Below are 16,251 nucleotides of genomic sequence, written 5' to 3' on the forward strand. Positions count from 1 at the left end.
GCACTTTACGCATCCAAATCAAAGCGTAAAGTGCATTCGCTTCAGGCAGCGCTGTTCAACCTTGTGCCGCCCTACTTTTGACGTTTTCCACGAAACGCCAAACGGTGCGTCCAGGTGGAGGTTGAATAGCGCTGCCGCTGGACTCCGTGCTGGATGACGCCAGCGAAAAATCAGGCACGATCGGCACGGCCAGCCATCACTCTGTCTGCGCGACGCACCTTAATTTTGCTATTTAATCAATAGCTGCCAGCGCTTATCCAGTGTGCGTAATCGGCCTATCTGATGCAAAAAATCAATATTAGCCCGTGCCCATGCGCTCCAGCCAGTCGGCTGCCCATCCAATCCACCGCCAGCGTTAACCTCCCCATAAAAAAAGCCCGTAGCGCACAGGCGGCGCCACGGGCTTTGCAATGCCGGAAAAACGAATCAGTCGGCGATGGTCAGCACGTTGTTGGCAAACGTGATCTGGTCAGCCGTCGCCGGCTTCGTCTGGATGGGCGGCACGTTGGCCGCTGTAATCGGATTGACAGCTGCGCCGCTCAAGCCGCGCGGCACGGTGCGCACCACCTGGCTGGCTGGCAGGGCCGCGCCGGATTTCAGGTTGGCATACATCATGTCCATGGCCTGGATAAAGTAGCGATGCAGCGGCACCATGCGCTCGGCATAACCGGGAAAGCCCAGGAAAGCATCGAAATGCTGCGCGTTGGTCACCTCGATGTACGACAGTTTGCTGGCCGCGCCTTCAACAATCTTATTCATGCCGTAGTAAGGCCGGCCCGTGAAGGCGACCGGCAGCAGCGTGTCAGCCCGACCTTGAACGATCAGCGCTGGCTTGCCGCGCAAATTGGCAGTGCGCGCGACTTCCTTGATGCCCTGCTGCACGCGCACCGCGTTGGCGCTGGTGCCGGTGAACAGCTCGCGCATGCACAGCGCGCCGGCCATGTTGTAGTCCTGCACATTGCCCGCCGACAGCGACACCGCATCGAGCAGCGGCCCGCCCAGGCTGTTGTTGTTGACGATGTTGATGCCGATGGTTGGCGGCACGCCGTTGGACGTGCCAAACGAGGTTGCCAGCGCAGCAGGATTGGCTGCCGTAGGGACACCGGTGGCCCCCGTGGCGGCAAAACTGTAGCCGCACAGGTTGTCCTTGGCGCTGAAGCGGCCATAGGTGTTGGCATACGTCAGCCCGACCGACAAAGTGGCAAACGAATAATGCGACGCCTGCAGCACATTGCTTTCAGGCTGCCAGCCGGCCTGGATCAAGGCATTCATGGCGCTGGTGGCCTGCTCGGCGGTCGTGGTGCCGGTGATCAGGCCGTTGTTTTTCAGCGCGGTGCAGCGGTTGGTGGCAATCGTTGCGTTGACGGTATTGAACGCGTTGGTGGTCGGCGACACCAGCGCAGCGCAGGGCTGCAGCAAATTGGCCAGCGTGAAATAGTCGTACAAGGGCTTGCCGGTGCCGACCAGCGTGGTCATGCCGCGCTTGACGCTCAGGCGGCTGTCGGGCGCGAGCTGGACTTCGGGCTCGGCGACGGCCACGCCGCTGATCAGGCCTTGCGTGTCCTGCTCGGCGGCGGCCAGTGCGGAGCCGGCACCGTTGGACACGCTGGAGGCAATCACGATGGTGTTGGCCGGCACGAGCTTTTTCAGGTGCGTCACGCCATCCCTGGCCAAGCCGCCGTATTTTTCATTCAGCACGAAATAGGCAAATTCGACCGACTGAAGCGTCCACTTGCCCCAGTCTTTTTCGGGGTTTTGCTGAGAATGCGCATGCTTGACGGCAAAACGGTTCGGCGTGGCGGCGTTGAAGGTGGCCAGTTCGGCGGCGCTCATTCCGGCGGTGAAGATCGAGTTTTTGCCCGCCGTGGCGGCGTCAGTGCGCGTGCCGTTTTGCACATTGACGGTGTTGTTTTGCAAATCATGGATGCCGGTGCCCGTGCCCTTGTCGGTGTAAGCGACGGCGCAACCGTTTTTCAGGCCCCACTCGCCGGACGAGCCGATGGCGCCATACACGCCGCGCGAGCCGCTGGAAGTGCCGGTCACGATACAGGCCTTCGCCGGATCGAAAGTGGCCGGCACCTGCACCATCATGGTGATGTTTTGCTTGCCGGTGCCGTCATCCGAATAGGCAATGTATTCGGTGCCGGCAATCTTGCCTTCGCTGGTCGTGATGGTGCCCTTGGCATCGACGTTCGGGCCGTACAGCGTGCCGTAGCCGCCCGCTGGCGTGATGTCGAGGATGGCGCGGTAGTTGTTGAAAATCGCCAGCTTGCGCAGTTCGGCAGCCGTGGGTTTCAAGGGGTCTGCCACCGTCGGCGCAACGCCGCCCAGCCCGGTCTTGCCCAAGCCAGCGGTCAGCAGGTCGTCGGTGCTGCCGTCGTAGCGGGTGCTGGAAACAGCCCCCAGATAGCCGGGCTTGATATTGGTGTTCTCGACCGGATCGCTGCTGCCGCCACAGGCGCTCAGCGCCAGTACGGCAGCGGCCAGCGTGGTCAGTTTCAAACGGGTGTTCTTGCGTGGAATCGTCATGTCTCGCCTTCTTGTAGTGATTTGTGGGTTTATCGACTTTTCACGCACACCTGTTGCCAGCCACCCGATGTTTGGCGTCTGTTTGTCCCGCAGGGATGCGAAGCCCCCGGCAGCCCGAGCTGGCCTCGGAATGACTGCTGAAGTCAGCTGGATGATGGTCGGTAACACCGGGCGCTTCAATTCCGTATGACTACTTACCGGGGTATTCGAGCTTGACGATTCCGAAAAAAATAAGCTGCTTAAATTCCGGAAAATTGCCACTCTCGGCGGTGCATCGGCACGCATCAAGGCCGACAAAAATTGCGCGTGATCAAGCGGGCGCGCAGCGCGAAGAACTCGGCGATCTGACGGGTTTTCCCCGTACACGTGGGTGCTGCGCAGCGCTCTGGCCCGCCTGCGCTTGCTAAGTCACCTTAACCGCGCGCCCGATGAACTGGATCGGCCCGGTGGGCCGGCTGGTCGGTGAGCCATTGACCGGCTCCAGCGTCAGCTCAAACAGCTGGTTGGGTTGCAGCGGCGGCAGCTTGTCCAGCGGGATGCGCACCGTCTGTCCGGGCTTGACCAGCCCCAGCGACACCGGGCCGTTCCAGTTGTCGCCCTTGGTCCAGAACTGCAGCGACTTTTCAGCCGGCACGTCGTCCTGCCCGAGCGGAATCAAGCTCAACTGCTTCGTGCTGCTGGCCTGCACCACCCAGCCGGGCGACTTGTCCTGCGGCGCGACCAGCACCACCATGTATTGCGGCCCGGCGGGCAACGCGCCAAGCTGCGTGACCAGCACGGCCGCCATCACCGCCGCCGCCGCAAAGCCGCCTCCGGCCAGACCGCGCCAGAGTTTGACGCTGTGCCACCAGCCGGCCGACGACGACGGCCCGGCGCTGCGGTGCGGCAAAGCGGCCGGCGCGGCCTGCGGCGCTGCAACGGCGCCAAGGCTGGTTTCAATCCGCCGCCACAGCTGCGCCGTCGGCTCGACCGGCTCGGCCAGCGCCGCCAGCGGCAGCAATTGCTCCTGCCAGCGCTGCACGGCAGCGCGCAAGTCCGCATCAAAGGGCAGGCGCCGCTCGACTTCCCGGCGGCGCGCGGCCGACAAGGTGCCCAGCACATAGTCGCCGGCCAGTTCATCTGTTTCAGGTTGCAAATTCATGCCATGCACCCCCGCAGACTGCCCATGCTGCGCTTGATCCAGGCCTTGACCGTGCCCAGCGGTGTTTGCGTGCGCTCGGCAATCTCGCCGTGCGAACAGCCATCGACATAGGCATACAAGATACAGTTGCGCCGCGCCGGTTCCAGCCGCGACAGGCACTCATTGAGCTTGCCCATGCTGGCACGCAGCTCGAAGGCATCGGTGGCCTGGTGGTTTTGCAAGGAAAGCTGCGCATCCAGCGCTTCGGCAGTTTCTTCATCAACCGACACTTCGCGCGCCCCGTTGCGCACGCTGTTCAGGGCTAGGTTGCGGGTCACGCTGTAAATCCAGCCCCGGCCCGAACCCAGCGCCGCGTCAAAACTCGCCGCCCGGGTCCAGATGGCCATAAAGGCGTCGTGCAGCACGTCCTCGGCCTGCTGGCGCTGGCGCACGATGCGCAGCGCCACGCCCAGCAAATAGCGGCTCTCGTGGCGATAGATGCTTTCCAGCGCCTGGCGGTCGCCCCGCGCGCAGGCCTGCAGGGCGGCTGCATGGTCAAAGGCATCAAGCGTATCGGGTGCAATCGTCACGGTGGGCCTTATGGACGGAATCGAAGGTTGAAACCCTCCCGCCAGCTTTGAAATCAACGTCCTGCGGGGTGAAATGTTCCGCCCGATGGTAGCCGACCGCAACGCCGCGCCCTGCTCGTTTGACTACTGCTGACGCCGACCCGTCAGCCGCCAGCAAGTCCACTCACCCCGCGAAAATCACATCGCTTTCCAGAAAATGTAGTCCGCTTGGTACTTCACGATTTCCTTGACGCCCTTGCTGGCCGGGCTGCACAGGCTGGCAGGCGCCACGCCGCCCTTGATGGCCACGCGCTGGATGTGCGTCACGCCGGTCATGGCACCCATACCCATCGCCGGATTCGCCCTGACCAACTGGTAGGGAATATTGCCAACGCCAGCGGGCGCAACCGCCAGTTGCGTGGCGGTCAGCTTCGAGCCGTCCATCGACTCCCACGTGGCGGGCGGGCCGTAGTACTTGCCGACCTGCTTGCCGTTGCGGTCATTCAGCGCGGCATTCGGGCCGACAAACACCCACTCGGTCATGCCGGGCGCGTTGGCCTTGTCGCGGCATTCGTAGGTGATCTCGCCCACGCCCGCGGTTTCCATCGCCACCTTGTTGCCCATCGGCACCTTCACCGCGTCCGGCAAGCCGTCCTGCGAAAACATCATCGGCTTCATGGGTGACATGGAGCCGCAAGCGGCCAGCAGCGCGGCGGCGGAAATGGTGGCGAGGCTCAGGGAAATGCGTTTTGTTGACATGGGGGTTCTCCAAAAAAATGAGGGCTGAAAAGAGCAGCTTTCGTGCGCTGCTACAGGTACTACCCGCCAGCACGGCTTTTGGATGCAGCAGGGCCGAAATAATTTTGGAAAAGATATCGAGTGAAGCGGGCAAGCCCGAAAGGCAAGCCCGAAAGGCAAGCCCGAAAGGCAAGCCCGAAAGGCAAGCCCTGCCGCATCATTCAGACAGGTGAACCCGGCCAGAAAGTACCGTTTTTTACTATCAATTCAATAGCTGCCAGCGCCCGTCCTTGTTGCGCTACAAGCCTGAAAAACTTGAAAAAGACGAAAACCAGGCTCAAAAAGGCAGCGTCGCGCCCTGGTAGTCGACCAGACAGCCGGTTTTCTCAAGCGTCAAGCCCTGCAGCACGGCCAGCAAGTCGCTGGCGGCCTCTTCAGGCGGGCGCACTTTCAGCCCGGTTTTGGCAAACGGTTGGCTGAGCGCGGTCGCCACCGTGCCCGGATGCAGCGCCACGCAAATGCTTTCCTTGTTGCGGCGCGTCAGTTCAATCGACGCCGTCTTGACCAGCTGGTTCAGCGCCGCTTTCGACGCCCGGTAGCCATACCAGCCGCCCAGCGCGTTGTCGCCAATGCTGCCTACCTTGGCCGACACAAAAGCCGCCACGCAGCGGCCTTGTTTGGGCAGCAGCGGCAGGAAATGCTTCATCACCAGCGCCGGGCCGATGGCGTTGACCTGAAACACATTGCGCAAATAGTCAGCGTCCAGATGCGCCAGGCTGCGCTCGGGCTGGCCTGGCGCGCCATGCAAAAACCCGGTGGCGACGATGATCAGCCTAAGTTCAAGCTGCCGTTCAGCGCACTGGGCAGCTACCCATCTGGCCGCCGCCTGCACGCTGGCTTCATGGTCGTAATCCAGCGCCGGCTCGGTACTGCGGCCCAAAGCCAATACGGTAGGAAATACACCGACAGCGCCTGGCGCGCCCGACAGTTGCGCCACCAAAGCCGCACCCAGCCCGCCGCCCGCGCCAATCACCAGCGCCGCGCCGGGCAGCGAAGCGCTTTTGCCAGCCGGATTTGCCGGGTTTTCAGAAACGGTTTCGGTAGGCATTTTGCTACTTTCTTAATAGCTGCCAGCGCACGCTGTGAATGCGCCAGCAGCCTGTTTTAAGATAAAACAATCTTTTCAGCCTCAAGCCTCGTCGTCCATCAACCGCACGCGCACGCTTTTGCCCTTGACTTTGCCCATCGCCAGCTTGTGCAGCGCGTCAGCGGCAATCTTGCGGTCTACGGCCACATAGGTCGAGAACTCGTTGACGTTGATCTTGCCGATCTGTTCGCGGGTAAACACGGTAAAGCCATCGGCCTCGCCGGTCAGCGCGCCGAGCACGTCGCCAGCGCGGATTTTTTCCTTGCGGCCACCGACGATTTGCAGCGTGGCCATCGGCGGGCGCAGCGGCTCTTTGGCTGTCGGTGTCAGCTCTTCAACCTTGTGCCAGTCGGACTCGGTTTTTTGCAGCAGTTCAATCTTGCCAACCGAGCCCATTTCGTCCATCGTCGCCAGGCTGATGGCCCAGCCTTCCTCGTCGGCGCGGCCGGTGCGGCCGATGCGGTGGATGTGGATTTCGCTGTCCGGCGTCACATCGACGTTGATCACCATTTCCAGCTGCGAGATGTCCAGCCCGCGCGCGGCCACGTCGGTGGCCACCAGCACCGAGCAGCTGCGGTTGGCAAACTGCACCAGCACCTGGTCGCGCTCGCGCTGCTCCAGTTCGCCGTACAGCGCCAGCGCGATAAAGCCCTTTTCCTTCAGCAGTTGCACCAGTGCCCGGCATTGCGACTTGGTGTTGCAAAACGCCAGCGTGCTGACGGGCCGGTAGTGGTTCAGCACCAGCGCCACCGCGTTGAGGCGCGCCTCGTCGTGGTCGGTGTCTTCGACCTGGTACCAGCGCTGGCGAATCTTGCTTTTTTCGTGTTGCGCCTGGACCGTGATGGTTTGCGGGTTCTTCATGAACTGCTGGCTGATCTTGGCGATGCCTTCCGGGTAGGTCGCCGAAAACAGCAGCGTCTGGCGCTCTTTCGGGCACTGCTTGGCCACGGTGGCAATGTCGTCGAAAAAGCCCATGTCGAGCATGCGGTCGGCTTCGTCCAGCACCAGCGTGTTCATGGCCTCTAAGTTCAGGTGGCCGCGCGCCAGGTGGTCCATGATGCGGCCGGGCGTGCCGACCACGATGTGCGCGCCGTGCTCCAGGCTGGCAATCTGGTTGCGCAAGGGAACGCCGCCGCACAGCGTCACGACCTTGATATTTTCCTCAGCGCGCGCCAGGCGGCGGATTTCGGTGGTCACCTGGTCGGCCAGCTCGCGCGTCGGGCACAGCACCATCGCCTGGATGGCAAAACGGCGCGCGTTCAGGTTGGCCAGCAGCGCGATGCCGAAGGCGGCGGTCTTGCCGCTGCCGGTCTTGGCCTGGGCAATCAGGTCCTTGCCCAGCAAGGCGACGGGCAATGCGGCGGCCTGGATCGGCGTCATTTGGCGATAGCCGAGCTGCGTCAGGTTGGCCAGCACATGGGCCGGCAGCGACAGGGCGCTGAAATCAGTGGGGGAAGTAGTCATGCCCTGATTATCGTGACTCGCGCCTCAGCGCCCTTGTCCTTGAATCCGCCGTCCGGAAAAGCGCCTGCAAATACCTGAAAAAAGACCACCTTACAACTGATTACGTAGTAGTACCGAGTATGCCCAGAATGCTCAGAAACCCTCTTGGCACAGCGTATCCGACCATCTAAGCTGCGCCCAGTTCTGCTTGATTGCGTTTTGTTGGGGTGATCTCAAAAAGATGACAAATCGATGTTGTGCAGGGCCTGAGCCGGCAGCCAAAACCTCTGGATACACAGAGGATTCATGTATTTTTATTTTAAAAATGACACGAGACAATCAACATGAAACCCACACTTCTTTGCACCTTCGCCGCTGCTGCGGCACTCTTCGGTGGAGCGGCTTCTGCAGCCGTCAACCTGCCACAACTCAACATTGATACCACGCAGACCACCGTATCCGGGCTTTCTTCGGGCGGCTTCATGGCGGCGCAATTGCACGTCGCTTATTCAGCCACCTTTAAAAAGGGCGCCGGCATTGTTGCAGGCGGCCCTTTTTATTGCGCCGAAGGCTCCATCACCAATGCCACCGGAAGATGCATGGCAAGCCCGGCCGGCATTCCCACCAGCACGCTGGTCAACACCACCAACAGCTGGGCCAGCCAGGGCATCATTGACCCTGTCATCAACCTGCAAAGCTCCAAGGTGTATCTGTTTTCAGGCTCCATCGACAGCACCGTCAAGACAGGCGTGATGGATGCGCTTAAAACCTACTACAACAGCTTTGTGCCAGCAGCCAACGTGGTGTACAAAAAAGACATTGCTGCAGAGCACGCGATGATCACGGACGACTTCGGCAGCGGCTGCTCGACCAAAAGCTCGCCTTACATCAACGACTGCAATTTCGACCTGGCCGGCACGATGCTGTCGCATTTCTACGGCACGCTGAATCCGCGCAATAACGCCACGCTACCCGCCGGAAATTTTGTTGAATTCAACCAGAGCCAGTTCATCACGGGGCATGGCATGGCGCCCACGGGCTGGGCTTACATTCCGCAAGCCTGCACCACAGGTGCGCAATGCAAGGTGCATGTGGTGCTGCACGGTTGCCAGCAAAACGTCACGCTGGTGCAACAAAAGTACGTGCGCAACACCGGCTACAACCGCTGGGCCGACACCAACAACATCGTGATGATTTACCCGCAAACCAGCACCCAGGCGACCAACAGCTGCTGGGACTGGTGGGGTTATGACAGCGCAAACTACGCCAAAAAATCCGGCCCGCAGATGGCGGCCATCAAGGCCATGGTGGACCAGGTTTCTGCCGGCGGAACAACCACCCCGCCTGTCACCGCCCTGCCCGCACCGACTGGCGTTTCTGCTGTTAATCCCACCGCCAGCAGCATGACCCTGAACTGGAATGCAGTCAGCGGCGCCGTCAGCTACAACGTCTACCGCAATGCCAACAAAACCAATGCGTTGCCGGTTACCGCAAGTACCTACAACGACACCGGTTTGGCAGCCGCCACCACGTACAGCTGGACTATCAAGGCAGTGGACAGCAGCAATGTGGAAAGCGCCGCATCCAGTGCAGCTGCGGGTACTACCACTGGTACCGCGCCACCTGCAGCGACCTGCTACACAGCTTCCAACTATGCCCATACCACAGCAGGACGCGCTTACCAGCAGGGCGGCTCTACGTTTGCCAACGGCTCGGCGCAGGCCATGGGCTTGTGGAACGTCTTTACGACCAAAACGCTGAAGATGACCGGTCCGAATTACTACGTTATCGGCACCTGCCCTTAAGGTCAGACCGCCTAGGTCAGTGGCGCAAAAACGGACTCGCTTTTGCGCGATTTTCAGTGTGGTGTTGATCCATTTATCCACGAAAAAGACGTGGATATAGAAGTCAAAAACTGCCGTTTCCGAAAACCTGGCAGCACTCATGGTGAATCAAGGCAGTACCCGTCCATTCCGAAGGCGTCACTACCTCGATCGGTCAGGCGATTTTTCCGATTTCACCAAGCTGTCAACGCAGCAGCGCATGCGCGCAGCCCCTAACCTCCCTTGTTTAAAAGTAGATTCCCATGAAAAAAATTAAAAATTGGGGCCGACAGACGCTCGCTGCCTTGGTGATGTGCAGCCTGGGCGGCCTTGCTTTCTCGGCTGATCTGGTCATCGGTCAGGTGGCACCGCTGTCGGGGGTACTGGCCAGTACCGGTCACCAGATGGTGGTTGGCGGGAAAATTTATTTCGATTCCATCAACGCAACAGGCGGCATCAATGGCGCGAAGATCCGTCAGGAAGTGGTGGACGATGGGTACAAGGTGGCCGATACGGTTCGGCTGACACGTGAATTGTTGGCGCGGCCTGACGTCATTGCGCTGTTTGGTTTTGCCGGTACTGCCAACGTAACCCAGCTGTTGACCGAGGGTGTGCTGCAAGCCGGTGGCGCTGCTTTGGTGGCGCCTTATACCGGTGGCGAATCCCTGCGCAACCCCTTCAACCCGTGGATTTTTCATGTCCGTGCAGGCTATGCGGCTGAAGCCGATCACATGGTGCAGCAGGTCACCACTCTGGGCATGAAGCGGGTTGCAGTGATGTACCAGGACGACGGTTTTGGCAAAGCCGGTTTGACAGGTGTTGAGAACGCATTGACCAAGCGAAACCTGAAACTGGCAGCGGCAGCAGGTTATGAACGTAACACCGACAAGGTCGAGGAAGCAGTCAAAATCATCAAGGCATCCGATGCTCAGGCCATCATCATGATTTCGATCAATAAGCCGTCGGCAGCATTTGCCAAGCAGTACCGCGAAAGCGGCGGCACGGCACGGCTGTACAACATTTCGGTGGTGGATCCGGCCGAACTTGTCAAACTGGCTGGCTTGAAAAACGTGCATGGCATGGGTATCAGCCAGGTAGTTCCCTATCCTTTTTCAACCAGCTTGCCAGTGGTGCGCCAGTACCAGGAACTCCTGAAAAAATACGCTCCCAATGAAGTTGTCAACTACACCAGTTTTGAGGAATTTGTAGGTGCCAAAGTGCTGGTCGAGGGGTTGCGACGCGCCGGGCCCAACCCGACGCGTGCCAAGGTGGTGAAAGCCCTGGAGTCCATGACCGATTTCGATACGGGTGGAATCACGGTCAGTTATTCACCCACCAATCGCATCGGATCGCGTTTTGTCGAGGTGACGGTGGTCGGCAGCACGGGTAAGCTGATGAAGTAAAAATCATTGGTCGACTTGAATGCGCAAGACAATCCCACCGGTCTTGCGCGCCAAGCACAAGGTTTACGCCGCATGACAACATCCACAGCAACAATGATCAAACCATGGAACTAGATTCACCGGCCGCACGCCATGCAGTTTATTGGCTCGCCACCCAGGCACTGCACGCTTTCGGTGTGGCCTTGCTGTTGGTTGTTTTGACCGTATGCGTTTCGTGGCGGCTGGTGCAGCGTTACGGCATTTACCGTGAAACCAGCCGCTTTGCGCCGCAGGCGTATCTGGTGGTTTATTTGGCGCTGGGCTTCGGGCTGATCATTGGCGCGGCGGCGTTGTTTGCTGAGATTGCTGAAAACCTGGGCGATGGCCGCAAGCTGGGCCAGCTCGACCTGCTGTTTTCAGACACCGTGCAAGCCACGTTGCCCAGCGCTGCAGTGCAGGTCTTTACCCTGCTGACGCACCTGGGCGACCCCGTCACGCTGGGCGTTTTGGGCGTGGCGGGCGCTTTGGCGTTGCTCTGGAAAAAGCGCTGCTGGCTGTGCGCGGGCTGGGCGCTGGCGATAGGCGGCAACGCGGTGCTGAATCCGATTTTGAAGAATATCTTCCAGCGCGCCCGCCCGCTGCATGAAGCGGGCCAGGCTTTTGCCGGTGGCTGGAGCTTTCCGAGCGGCCATGCGTCCAGCTCGGTGGTGGTGTACGGCATGCTGGCTTATGTGCTGGTGCGGTTGCTGCCAGCGCGTTACGCCGCCGCCCGCTTGCCGGTGTTGGTGCTGGCCGCTGCGCTGGCGTTTACCGTCGGCTGCAGCCGGGTTTTGATACGCGTGCATTTCCCCAGCGACGTGCTGGCAGGTTTTGCCAGCGGGACGGTCTGGCTGGCCGTGTGTATTGCGGCGATAGAGGCGGCAAGGTATCGCCACCTGCGACGCGGCTGAAATTAAAACAGCGCGATGGTCGGTAGTTGGCGGTTGGCGGTTGGCGGTTGGCGGTTGGCGGTTGGTAAGCATCGGGACAAGCAGCCAACCGCTCTCGAATCCACGTGGCATTGAGGAAATTTCACTATTCCGAAACAGCGCGGGAATCGACACAACACTTTCTGCACAACGCTAAAAAAAACGCTTGCCGTCAGGTTCATGAACCTGCGTCAATCAGGTCGGCAATGTGCGTATGGCCCCGGCGCTTCGCCTGCTGCGCGGCACTTTGGCCTTGCGCATCCACCAATGCCGTATTGGCTCCCAGCGCCAGCAACTTTTGCACCACGCGGGTGTGCCCGTTCATGGCGGCCAGCATCAAGGCGGTACGGCCTGCACTGTCGCGACTGTCCAGCGCGACGCCTTGGCGGGCAAGCTCTTCGACCTGCTCAGCGCGGCCTGCCAGTGCGGCTTCCCGCAAGGCGTGTTCCAGTGCGCTGGCGCTGCGTTTGTCGGCTTTGGGCAGTGGCACAGACAGCTTGCCATTTGCGGCGTTGAGGTCTGAGCCGCTGCGCTTGTCCGGTGCGGCCTGCGCGGAACGTGCGGCAGGAGCAGCGGGTGGCGTCATTGCTTCTGCGGCGACAGACGGATCAGTCTGCGCCATTGACGACGATGCTGCCTTGGCCGCGCGGTCTATCTGCACAGATGGGCGCTGAGCCACTTCAGCGGTGGGCGCGGGGGGCGGCGCTGCGCTGGGCACGGCGACCACGTCGGCGTTGGCAGATGGTGAGCCGGGAAAACCTGAAAGCGCCGCAGTGTCACTAGACGCCGAAGCCGACTTGCTTTCAGCTACCGACGGCGCCACCTTGGCCAGTGCTTTCGCACGGTTCAGCGCCGGCGTTGCCTGGGGCGCATCCATCCGGTCGGCAGCGTGCTCCTTCAAGATCGCAGCACCGCCGGGAGCGTCCCTATTTGCCGCAGAAGGAGGCGCAACCGATGCGGCAGACGGTTTTTCAGACCGCTCTTCGGCACCCGATACCTCGGCCCGAGGCGGGCCGTAAGCGATGTCCTGTTCTTCGGGTGTGCCGCGCTCGAATTGCAGCAGCAGCATGGCGCTCAAGCCCACCAGCACCACGCTGCCCAGTGCCGATATTTTCCAGCGCGAGGCATTGGCAGCCGTGCGGCTGGCGACAGGAACCGGCCCCGCAGCAGGCTTATCGCCAGCAGCCGCTTTTGAGGCGACCAGCATCTGCGCATGCGCCCGCACGGCAGCGCGCACCTGCGGGCCCGGGCGGGATGCGTCCTGTGCGCTGGCTTCGCGGTAGCGCCTGATCAGCTCGTCGTCCTGCGCGCTCATGCAAACTCCTGTAGCCACTGGCGAAGACTGGCCCGCGCATAACGCAGGCGGCTTTTGGCCGTTTCAAAATTGACGCCGGTGGCCTCGGCAATTTCCTGCACGCTGAGGTCGCCTTCGGCTTGCAGCAAAAAGGCCTGGCGCTGTTCTGCGGGCAATTGCTCCACCGCCACAATCAGCGCGCTGGCCTGTTCGCGTGACTGCAACTGCCGCAGCGGGCCAAAGCCCGAGTCGGCTGCCAGCGTATCGACCAGACTGCGCGCAGCGTCGTCGCTCGCATCCAGAGAAATGTGGTTTTTGGCGGTGCGCAAATAATCCACCAGCCGGTGGTGCGCCAGCGTAAACAGCCAGGTGCGGAACTTCGCCTTGACCTCGTAGGTACCCGCGTTACGCGCTACCGCAAACCACACGTCCTGCAGCAAGTCATCGGCCACCGCCTGCACTTTCACACTGCGAAAAACAAAGCGCCATACGGCGAGTTCGTGCCGGTTGTACAAGGTGTCAAAAGCCGCCATGTCGCCGCCAGCAAAACCCAGCATCAGGGCCTCGTCGGTGGCATCAGGAGGCTGGGTATTCGGCATCCATCAATTATGCGCAAAGAAAATCCGCTGCCGGCCCACAGTGGGCCGTGCGCCGCTCAATTGCCTGGCGGATCCGGCACATACGACGGTTCGTCTGACTGCGGAAAAGCGTTGGGCATTGGCTGGCGGACTGGTGCGCGGATGACGCCGGCGGCAATCAGGTTCTCGCGGCTGTCATACCGGATGCTGATGACTTCGTTGGGCTGTGCCTGCAGCCGCCGAAAAGTGGTTTTCGTAACGACCGAGGTTTCGCGCTGGCCGTGGGCCGTGCCGAGTTTGGCGCGAGGCGACGGGGCCTTGGCCATACTGCTGCTGGCGTCCGAGCGGTCTTGGGACTCGGCTTGGGCAGCACGTTCTTGGACAGGGGCCGCTGGCGCTGGCGGCGGTGCATCGCGCACGCTGCCGGCGGGCTCTTGCATGTCGCTGCTGCGGGCATCGGACTTGTTCATGCTGTTTCGCTGAGGTGCGGGGTATGCGTGCGGCGGCGGGGGCGGGGGCGGGGGCGGGGGCAAAACGTGTTTTTCGCGAAACAGCGCCACACCGATCACGCCGACATTGGCAGGACGCCCCGTGCGGCCCGCATATGAATTGCCGGCGCTGGAGAACTCGAAAGCGGCAATCTCGCTGTTGCTCTTGCGCCAGCCGGTGATCTGGTAGCGCTCGTAGGCAGAAAACACATACCCGTTTTGTTCCCAGGAAGCCGTTTCACCGCTGACCACGTTCACCCCGTCCACCGACGGCACCGCCAGCATCCGCTCGCCGGTGCGGTTTTTGACGTTGACGGCATAACGCGCACCTGGACGGCCCGCCACCCAGTATTCGCCCCGGGCGTAATGCACTGGCAACGTGGCGCCGGTGTCGCGGTCGACGATGCTGATGTCCGCCAGGCGGCCGATGGCTTGCGCCGGTAAGCTGGTCATCGAAAGCACTGCGGACAAGGCCGTCAGGGCAGAAAAAGTGAGTAAACCGGATTTCATGGCAGCTCCATTTGAGTTGTTGGTACCAGGTGAAACGAACGAGACGGCCAGACGGGGTTAAAACGCCTGAAAAAAGCTAAAGAAAATGAATCCGGCAGCATCGGATTGCGAGGCTGCCGCCCGTCTGGCTGTGTGTATTCACGCAATCCCATTTGCGAGCGGCCCCAAACAGGGAAAATAGGCAAGCGGCACCCTGCCGTTCACTATTTTGGGGAGCTTCTTGATGCAGACTTTTGACTTTGACCTGTTCGTGATGGGTGGCGGCAGCGGCGGCGTTCGTGCGGCGCGCATGGCGGCGCAGCGCGGCGCGCGTGTCGGCCTGGCCGAGGTGGCCGAGATGGGCGGCACCTGCGTCAACCTGGGCTGCATCCCGAAAAAGCTCTACAGCTACGCCGCCCATTTCGCCGAAATCTTCGAAGAATCGCACGGCTTCGGCTGGGTTGGCGAAGCACCGGTGCTGGACTGGGACGTGCTGAAAACGAACCGCGCCCGTGAGATTTCACGGCTCAATGGCATTTATGTGCAGCTGCTCAAAAGCGCAGGGGTTCACACGCTTAACGGCTGGGCCACGCTGATCGATGCGCACACGGTGGACGTCGGCGGCAAGCATTACCGTGCCAAAAACATCCTGATCGCCACCGGCGGCAAACCCAGCATTCCTGAATTTGAGGGCAGCGAACACGTCATCAGCTCCAACGAAATGTTCGACCTGTCGCCCTTTCCGCAGCGCCTGCTGGTGGTTGGCGGCGGCTACATCGCCTGCGAGTTTGCATCGATCTTCAACGGATTGGGCTCCGACGTCACGCAGCTCTACCGGGGCCATCAGGTACTGCGCGGCTTTGACGAGGAAGTGCGCACTTTCATTGCCGGTGAAATGGTCAAGACCGGCGTGAACCTGCGCCTCAACACCGATGTAGCCGCCATCAAGCGTAGCGACAATTGCCTGCAGGTGCAGCTGCTCGACGGCAGCCACATCACCGTTGATACGGTGCTGTATGCCACCGGCCGCGTGCCACTGGTCGAGGGCCTGGGCCTGGATGCGGCCGGCGTGCAGCAAGGCAAGGCCGGCGCAATCGAGGTGAACGCGCAGTACCAGACCTCGGTGCCTTCAATTTACGCGGTCGGTGACGTGACGGCGCGCGTGCAGCTCACGCCCGTGGCGCTGGCCGAGGCGATGGTTGTGGTCGACGCCTTGTTCGGCCCGGCAGCCGGCAAAAAACCACGCGGCATGAGCTACGACTTCATTCCGACTGCCGTTTTCACGCACCCCAACATCGGCACGGTCGGCTACACGGAATTAGAAGCGAGCGAGAAATTTGGCAAGATCAGCGTTTACAAGAGCGACTTCAAGGCGCTCAAGCACACGCTGAGCGGCAGCACCGAACGCACGCTGCTCAAGCTGATCGTCGAGGACGCCACCGACCGCGTGGTCGGCCTGCACATGGTCGGCCCCGACGCCGGCGAAGTCGTGCAGGGTTTTGCAGTGGCCATGAAAGCCGGCGCGACCAAGGCGATTTTTGACAGCACCATCGGCATCCACCCGACGATGGCCGAGGAGTTCGTGACGATGCGCGAGGCGGTGCGGCGCTAAGGCCACGCACAGTCGCTATTAACCCAGCGCCAACGCTTTGCCCATTCGCGTCGTCAAAGTAATCATATAAA

General features: G+C 61.2%; 13 protein-coding genes. 4 read left to right on the plus strand and 9 right to left on the minus strand.

Annotated elements, in window-relative coordinates:
- Positions 1-426: 426 nt before the first annotated feature.
- From RCH06_RS06940 to dbpA, 6 genes are all read right to left on the minus strand, one after another.
- Positions 427-2,529: a D-(-)-3-hydroxybutyrate oligomer hydrolase gene (locus RCH06_RS06940; protein ID WP_327080705.1), complete on the minus strand. Its 2,103-nt coding sequence runs from the start codon at positions 2,527-2,529 to the stop codon at positions 427-429.
- 403 nt (positions 2,530-2,932) lie between these two features.
- Positions 2,933-3,670, minus strand: coding sequence for an anti-sigma factor (locus RCH06_RS06945; RefSeq protein ID WP_327080706.1), 738 nt, complete (start codon positions 3,668-3,670; stop codon positions 2,933-2,935).
- Positions 3,667-4,239, minus strand: coding sequence for a sigma-70 family RNA polymerase sigma factor (locus RCH06_RS06950; RefSeq protein ID WP_327080707.1), 573 nt, complete (start codon positions 4,237-4,239; stop codon positions 3,667-3,669). The genes RCH06_RS06945 and RCH06_RS06950 overlap by 4 nt, the downstream gene beginning before the upstream one ends.
- A 177-nt stretch (positions 4,240-4,416) precedes the next feature.
- Positions 4,417-4,977, minus strand: a complete 561-nt coding sequence (locus RCH06_RS06955) for a DUF3455 domain-containing protein (RefSeq protein WP_327080708.1) — start codon at positions 4,975-4,977, stop codon at positions 4,417-4,419.
- A gap of 316 nt (positions 4,978-5,293) precedes the next feature.
- Positions 5,294-6,064, minus strand: coding sequence for an SDR family NAD(P)-dependent oxidoreductase (locus RCH06_RS06960; RefSeq protein WP_327080709.1), 771 nt, complete (start codon positions 6,062-6,064; stop codon positions 5,294-5,296).
- A gap of 81 nt (positions 6,065-6,145) precedes the next feature.
- Positions 6,146-7,567, minus strand: a complete 1,422-nt coding sequence (gene dbpA, locus RCH06_RS06965) for an ATP-dependent RNA helicase DbpA (protein ID WP_327080710.1) — start codon at positions 7,565-7,567, stop codon at positions 6,146-6,148.
- A 323-nt stretch (positions 7,568-7,890) separates the two neighbouring features.
- On the opposite strand from dbpA, the gene RCH06_RS06970 reads away from it, so the two are divergent.
- The 3 genes from RCH06_RS06970 (at position 7,891) to RCH06_RS06980 (ending at position 11,701) form a co-directional block, all read left to right on the plus strand.
- The gene (locus RCH06_RS06970; protein ID WP_327080711.1) at positions 7,891-9,351 is read left to right on the plus strand and encodes an extracellular catalytic domain type 2 short-chain-length polyhydroxyalkanoate depolymerase; all 1,461 of its coding nucleotides are present in this window, start codon (positions 7,891-7,893) and stop codon (positions 9,349-9,351) included.
- Between the two features lie 281 nt (positions 9,352-9,632).
- Positions 9,633-10,772 carry an ABC transporter substrate-binding protein gene (locus RCH06_RS06975; protein ID WP_327080712.1) on the plus strand — a complete coding sequence of 380 codons (1,140 nt, stop codon included), beginning with the start codon at positions 9,633-9,635 and terminating at the stop codon, positions 10,770-10,772.
- Positions 10,773-10,876: 104 nt separating this feature from the next.
- A complete protein-coding gene (locus RCH06_RS06980; RefSeq protein ID WP_327080713.1) occupies positions 10,877-11,701 on the plus strand; it encodes a phosphatase PAP2 family protein in 825 nt (274 codons plus the stop codon).
- 196 nt (positions 11,702-11,897) lie between these two features.
- Here RCH06_RS06980 and RCH06_RS06985 read toward each other — a convergent pair whose 3' ends face one another.
- From RCH06_RS06985 to RCH06_RS06995, 3 genes are read right to left on the minus strand one after another with little or no spacing between them, the layout of a single operon-like run.
- On the minus strand, positions 11,898-13,034 hold the full coding sequence (locus RCH06_RS06985; RefSeq protein WP_327080714.1) for an ankyrin repeat domain-containing protein: 1,137 nt from the start codon (positions 13,032-13,034) through the stop codon (positions 11,898-11,900).
- Positions 13,031-13,612 (minus strand): sigma-70 family RNA polymerase sigma factor, encoded by a 582-nt coding sequence (locus RCH06_RS06990; protein WP_327080715.1) that lies wholly within the window; start codon positions 13,610-13,612, stop codon positions 13,031-13,033. The genes RCH06_RS06985 and RCH06_RS06990 overlap by 4 nt, the downstream gene beginning before the upstream one ends.
- A 56-nt stretch (positions 13,613-13,668) precedes the next feature.
- A complete protein-coding gene (locus RCH06_RS06995; protein ID WP_327080716.1) occupies positions 13,669-14,589 on the minus strand; it encodes a hypothetical protein in 921 nt (306 codons plus the stop codon).
- 223 nt (positions 14,590-14,812) lie between these two features.
- Here RCH06_RS06995 and gorA point away from each other — a divergent pair, with 223 nt between their 5' ends.
- Positions 14,813-16,180, plus strand: a complete 1,368-nt coding sequence (gorA, locus tag RCH06_RS07000) for a glutathione-disulfide reductase (RefSeq protein ID WP_327080717.1) — start codon at positions 14,813-14,815, stop codon at positions 16,178-16,180.
- The last annotated feature ends 71 nt before the right edge of the window (positions 16,181-16,251 follow it).

It is taken from the genome of Polaromonas sp. CG_9.5, from assembly GCF_035984465.1.
Classification (GTDB): Bacteria; Pseudomonadota; Gammaproteobacteria; order Burkholderiales; family Burkholderiaceae_C; genus Polaromonas.

Coding starts and splice junctions, on each gene's coding strand:
- RCH06_RS06940 (WP_327080705.1), bottom strand. CDS start 2,529: ATGACGATTCCACGCAAGAACACCCGTTTGAAACTGACCACGCTGGCC.
- RCH06_RS06945 (WP_327080706.1), bottom strand. CDS start 3,670: ATGAATTTGCAACCTGAAACAGATGAACTGGCCGGCGACTATGTGCTG.
- RCH06_RS06960 (WP_327080709.1), bottom strand. CDS start 6,064: ATGCCTACCGAAACCGTTTCTGAAAACCCGGCAAATCCGGCTGGCAAA.
- gorA (WP_327080717.1), top strand. CDS start 14,813: ATGCAGACTTTTGACTTTGACCTGTTCGTGATGGGTGGCGGCAGCGGC.
- RCH06_RS06980 (WP_327080713.1), top strand. CDS start 10,877: ATGGAACTAGATTCACCGGCCGCACGCCATGCAGTTTATTGGCTCGCC.
- RCH06_RS06990 (WP_327080715.1), bottom strand. CDS start 13,612: ATGCCGAATACCCAGCCTCCTGATGCCACCGACGAGGCCCTGATGCTG.
- RCH06_RS06955 (WP_327080708.1), bottom strand. CDS start 4,977: ATGTCAACAAAACGCATTTCCCTGAGCCTCGCCACCATTTCCGCCGCC.
- RCH06_RS06995 (WP_327080716.1), bottom strand. CDS start 14,589: ATGAAATCCGGTTTACTCACTTTTTCTGCCCTGACGGCCTTGTCCGCA.
- RCH06_RS06985 (WP_327080714.1), bottom strand. CDS start 13,034: ATGAGCGCGCAGGACGACGAGCTGATCAGGCGCTACCGCGAAGCCAGC.
- RCH06_RS06970 (WP_327080711.1), top strand. CDS start 7,891: ATGAAACCCACACTTCTTTGCACCTTCGCCGCTGCTGCGGCACTCTTC.
- dbpA (WP_327080710.1), bottom strand. CDS start 7,567: ATGACTACTTCCCCCACTGATTTCAGCGCCCTGTCGCTGCCGGCCCAT.
- RCH06_RS06975 (WP_327080712.1), top strand. CDS start 9,633: ATGAAAAAAATTAAAAATTGGGGCCGACAGACGCTCGCTGCCTTGGTG.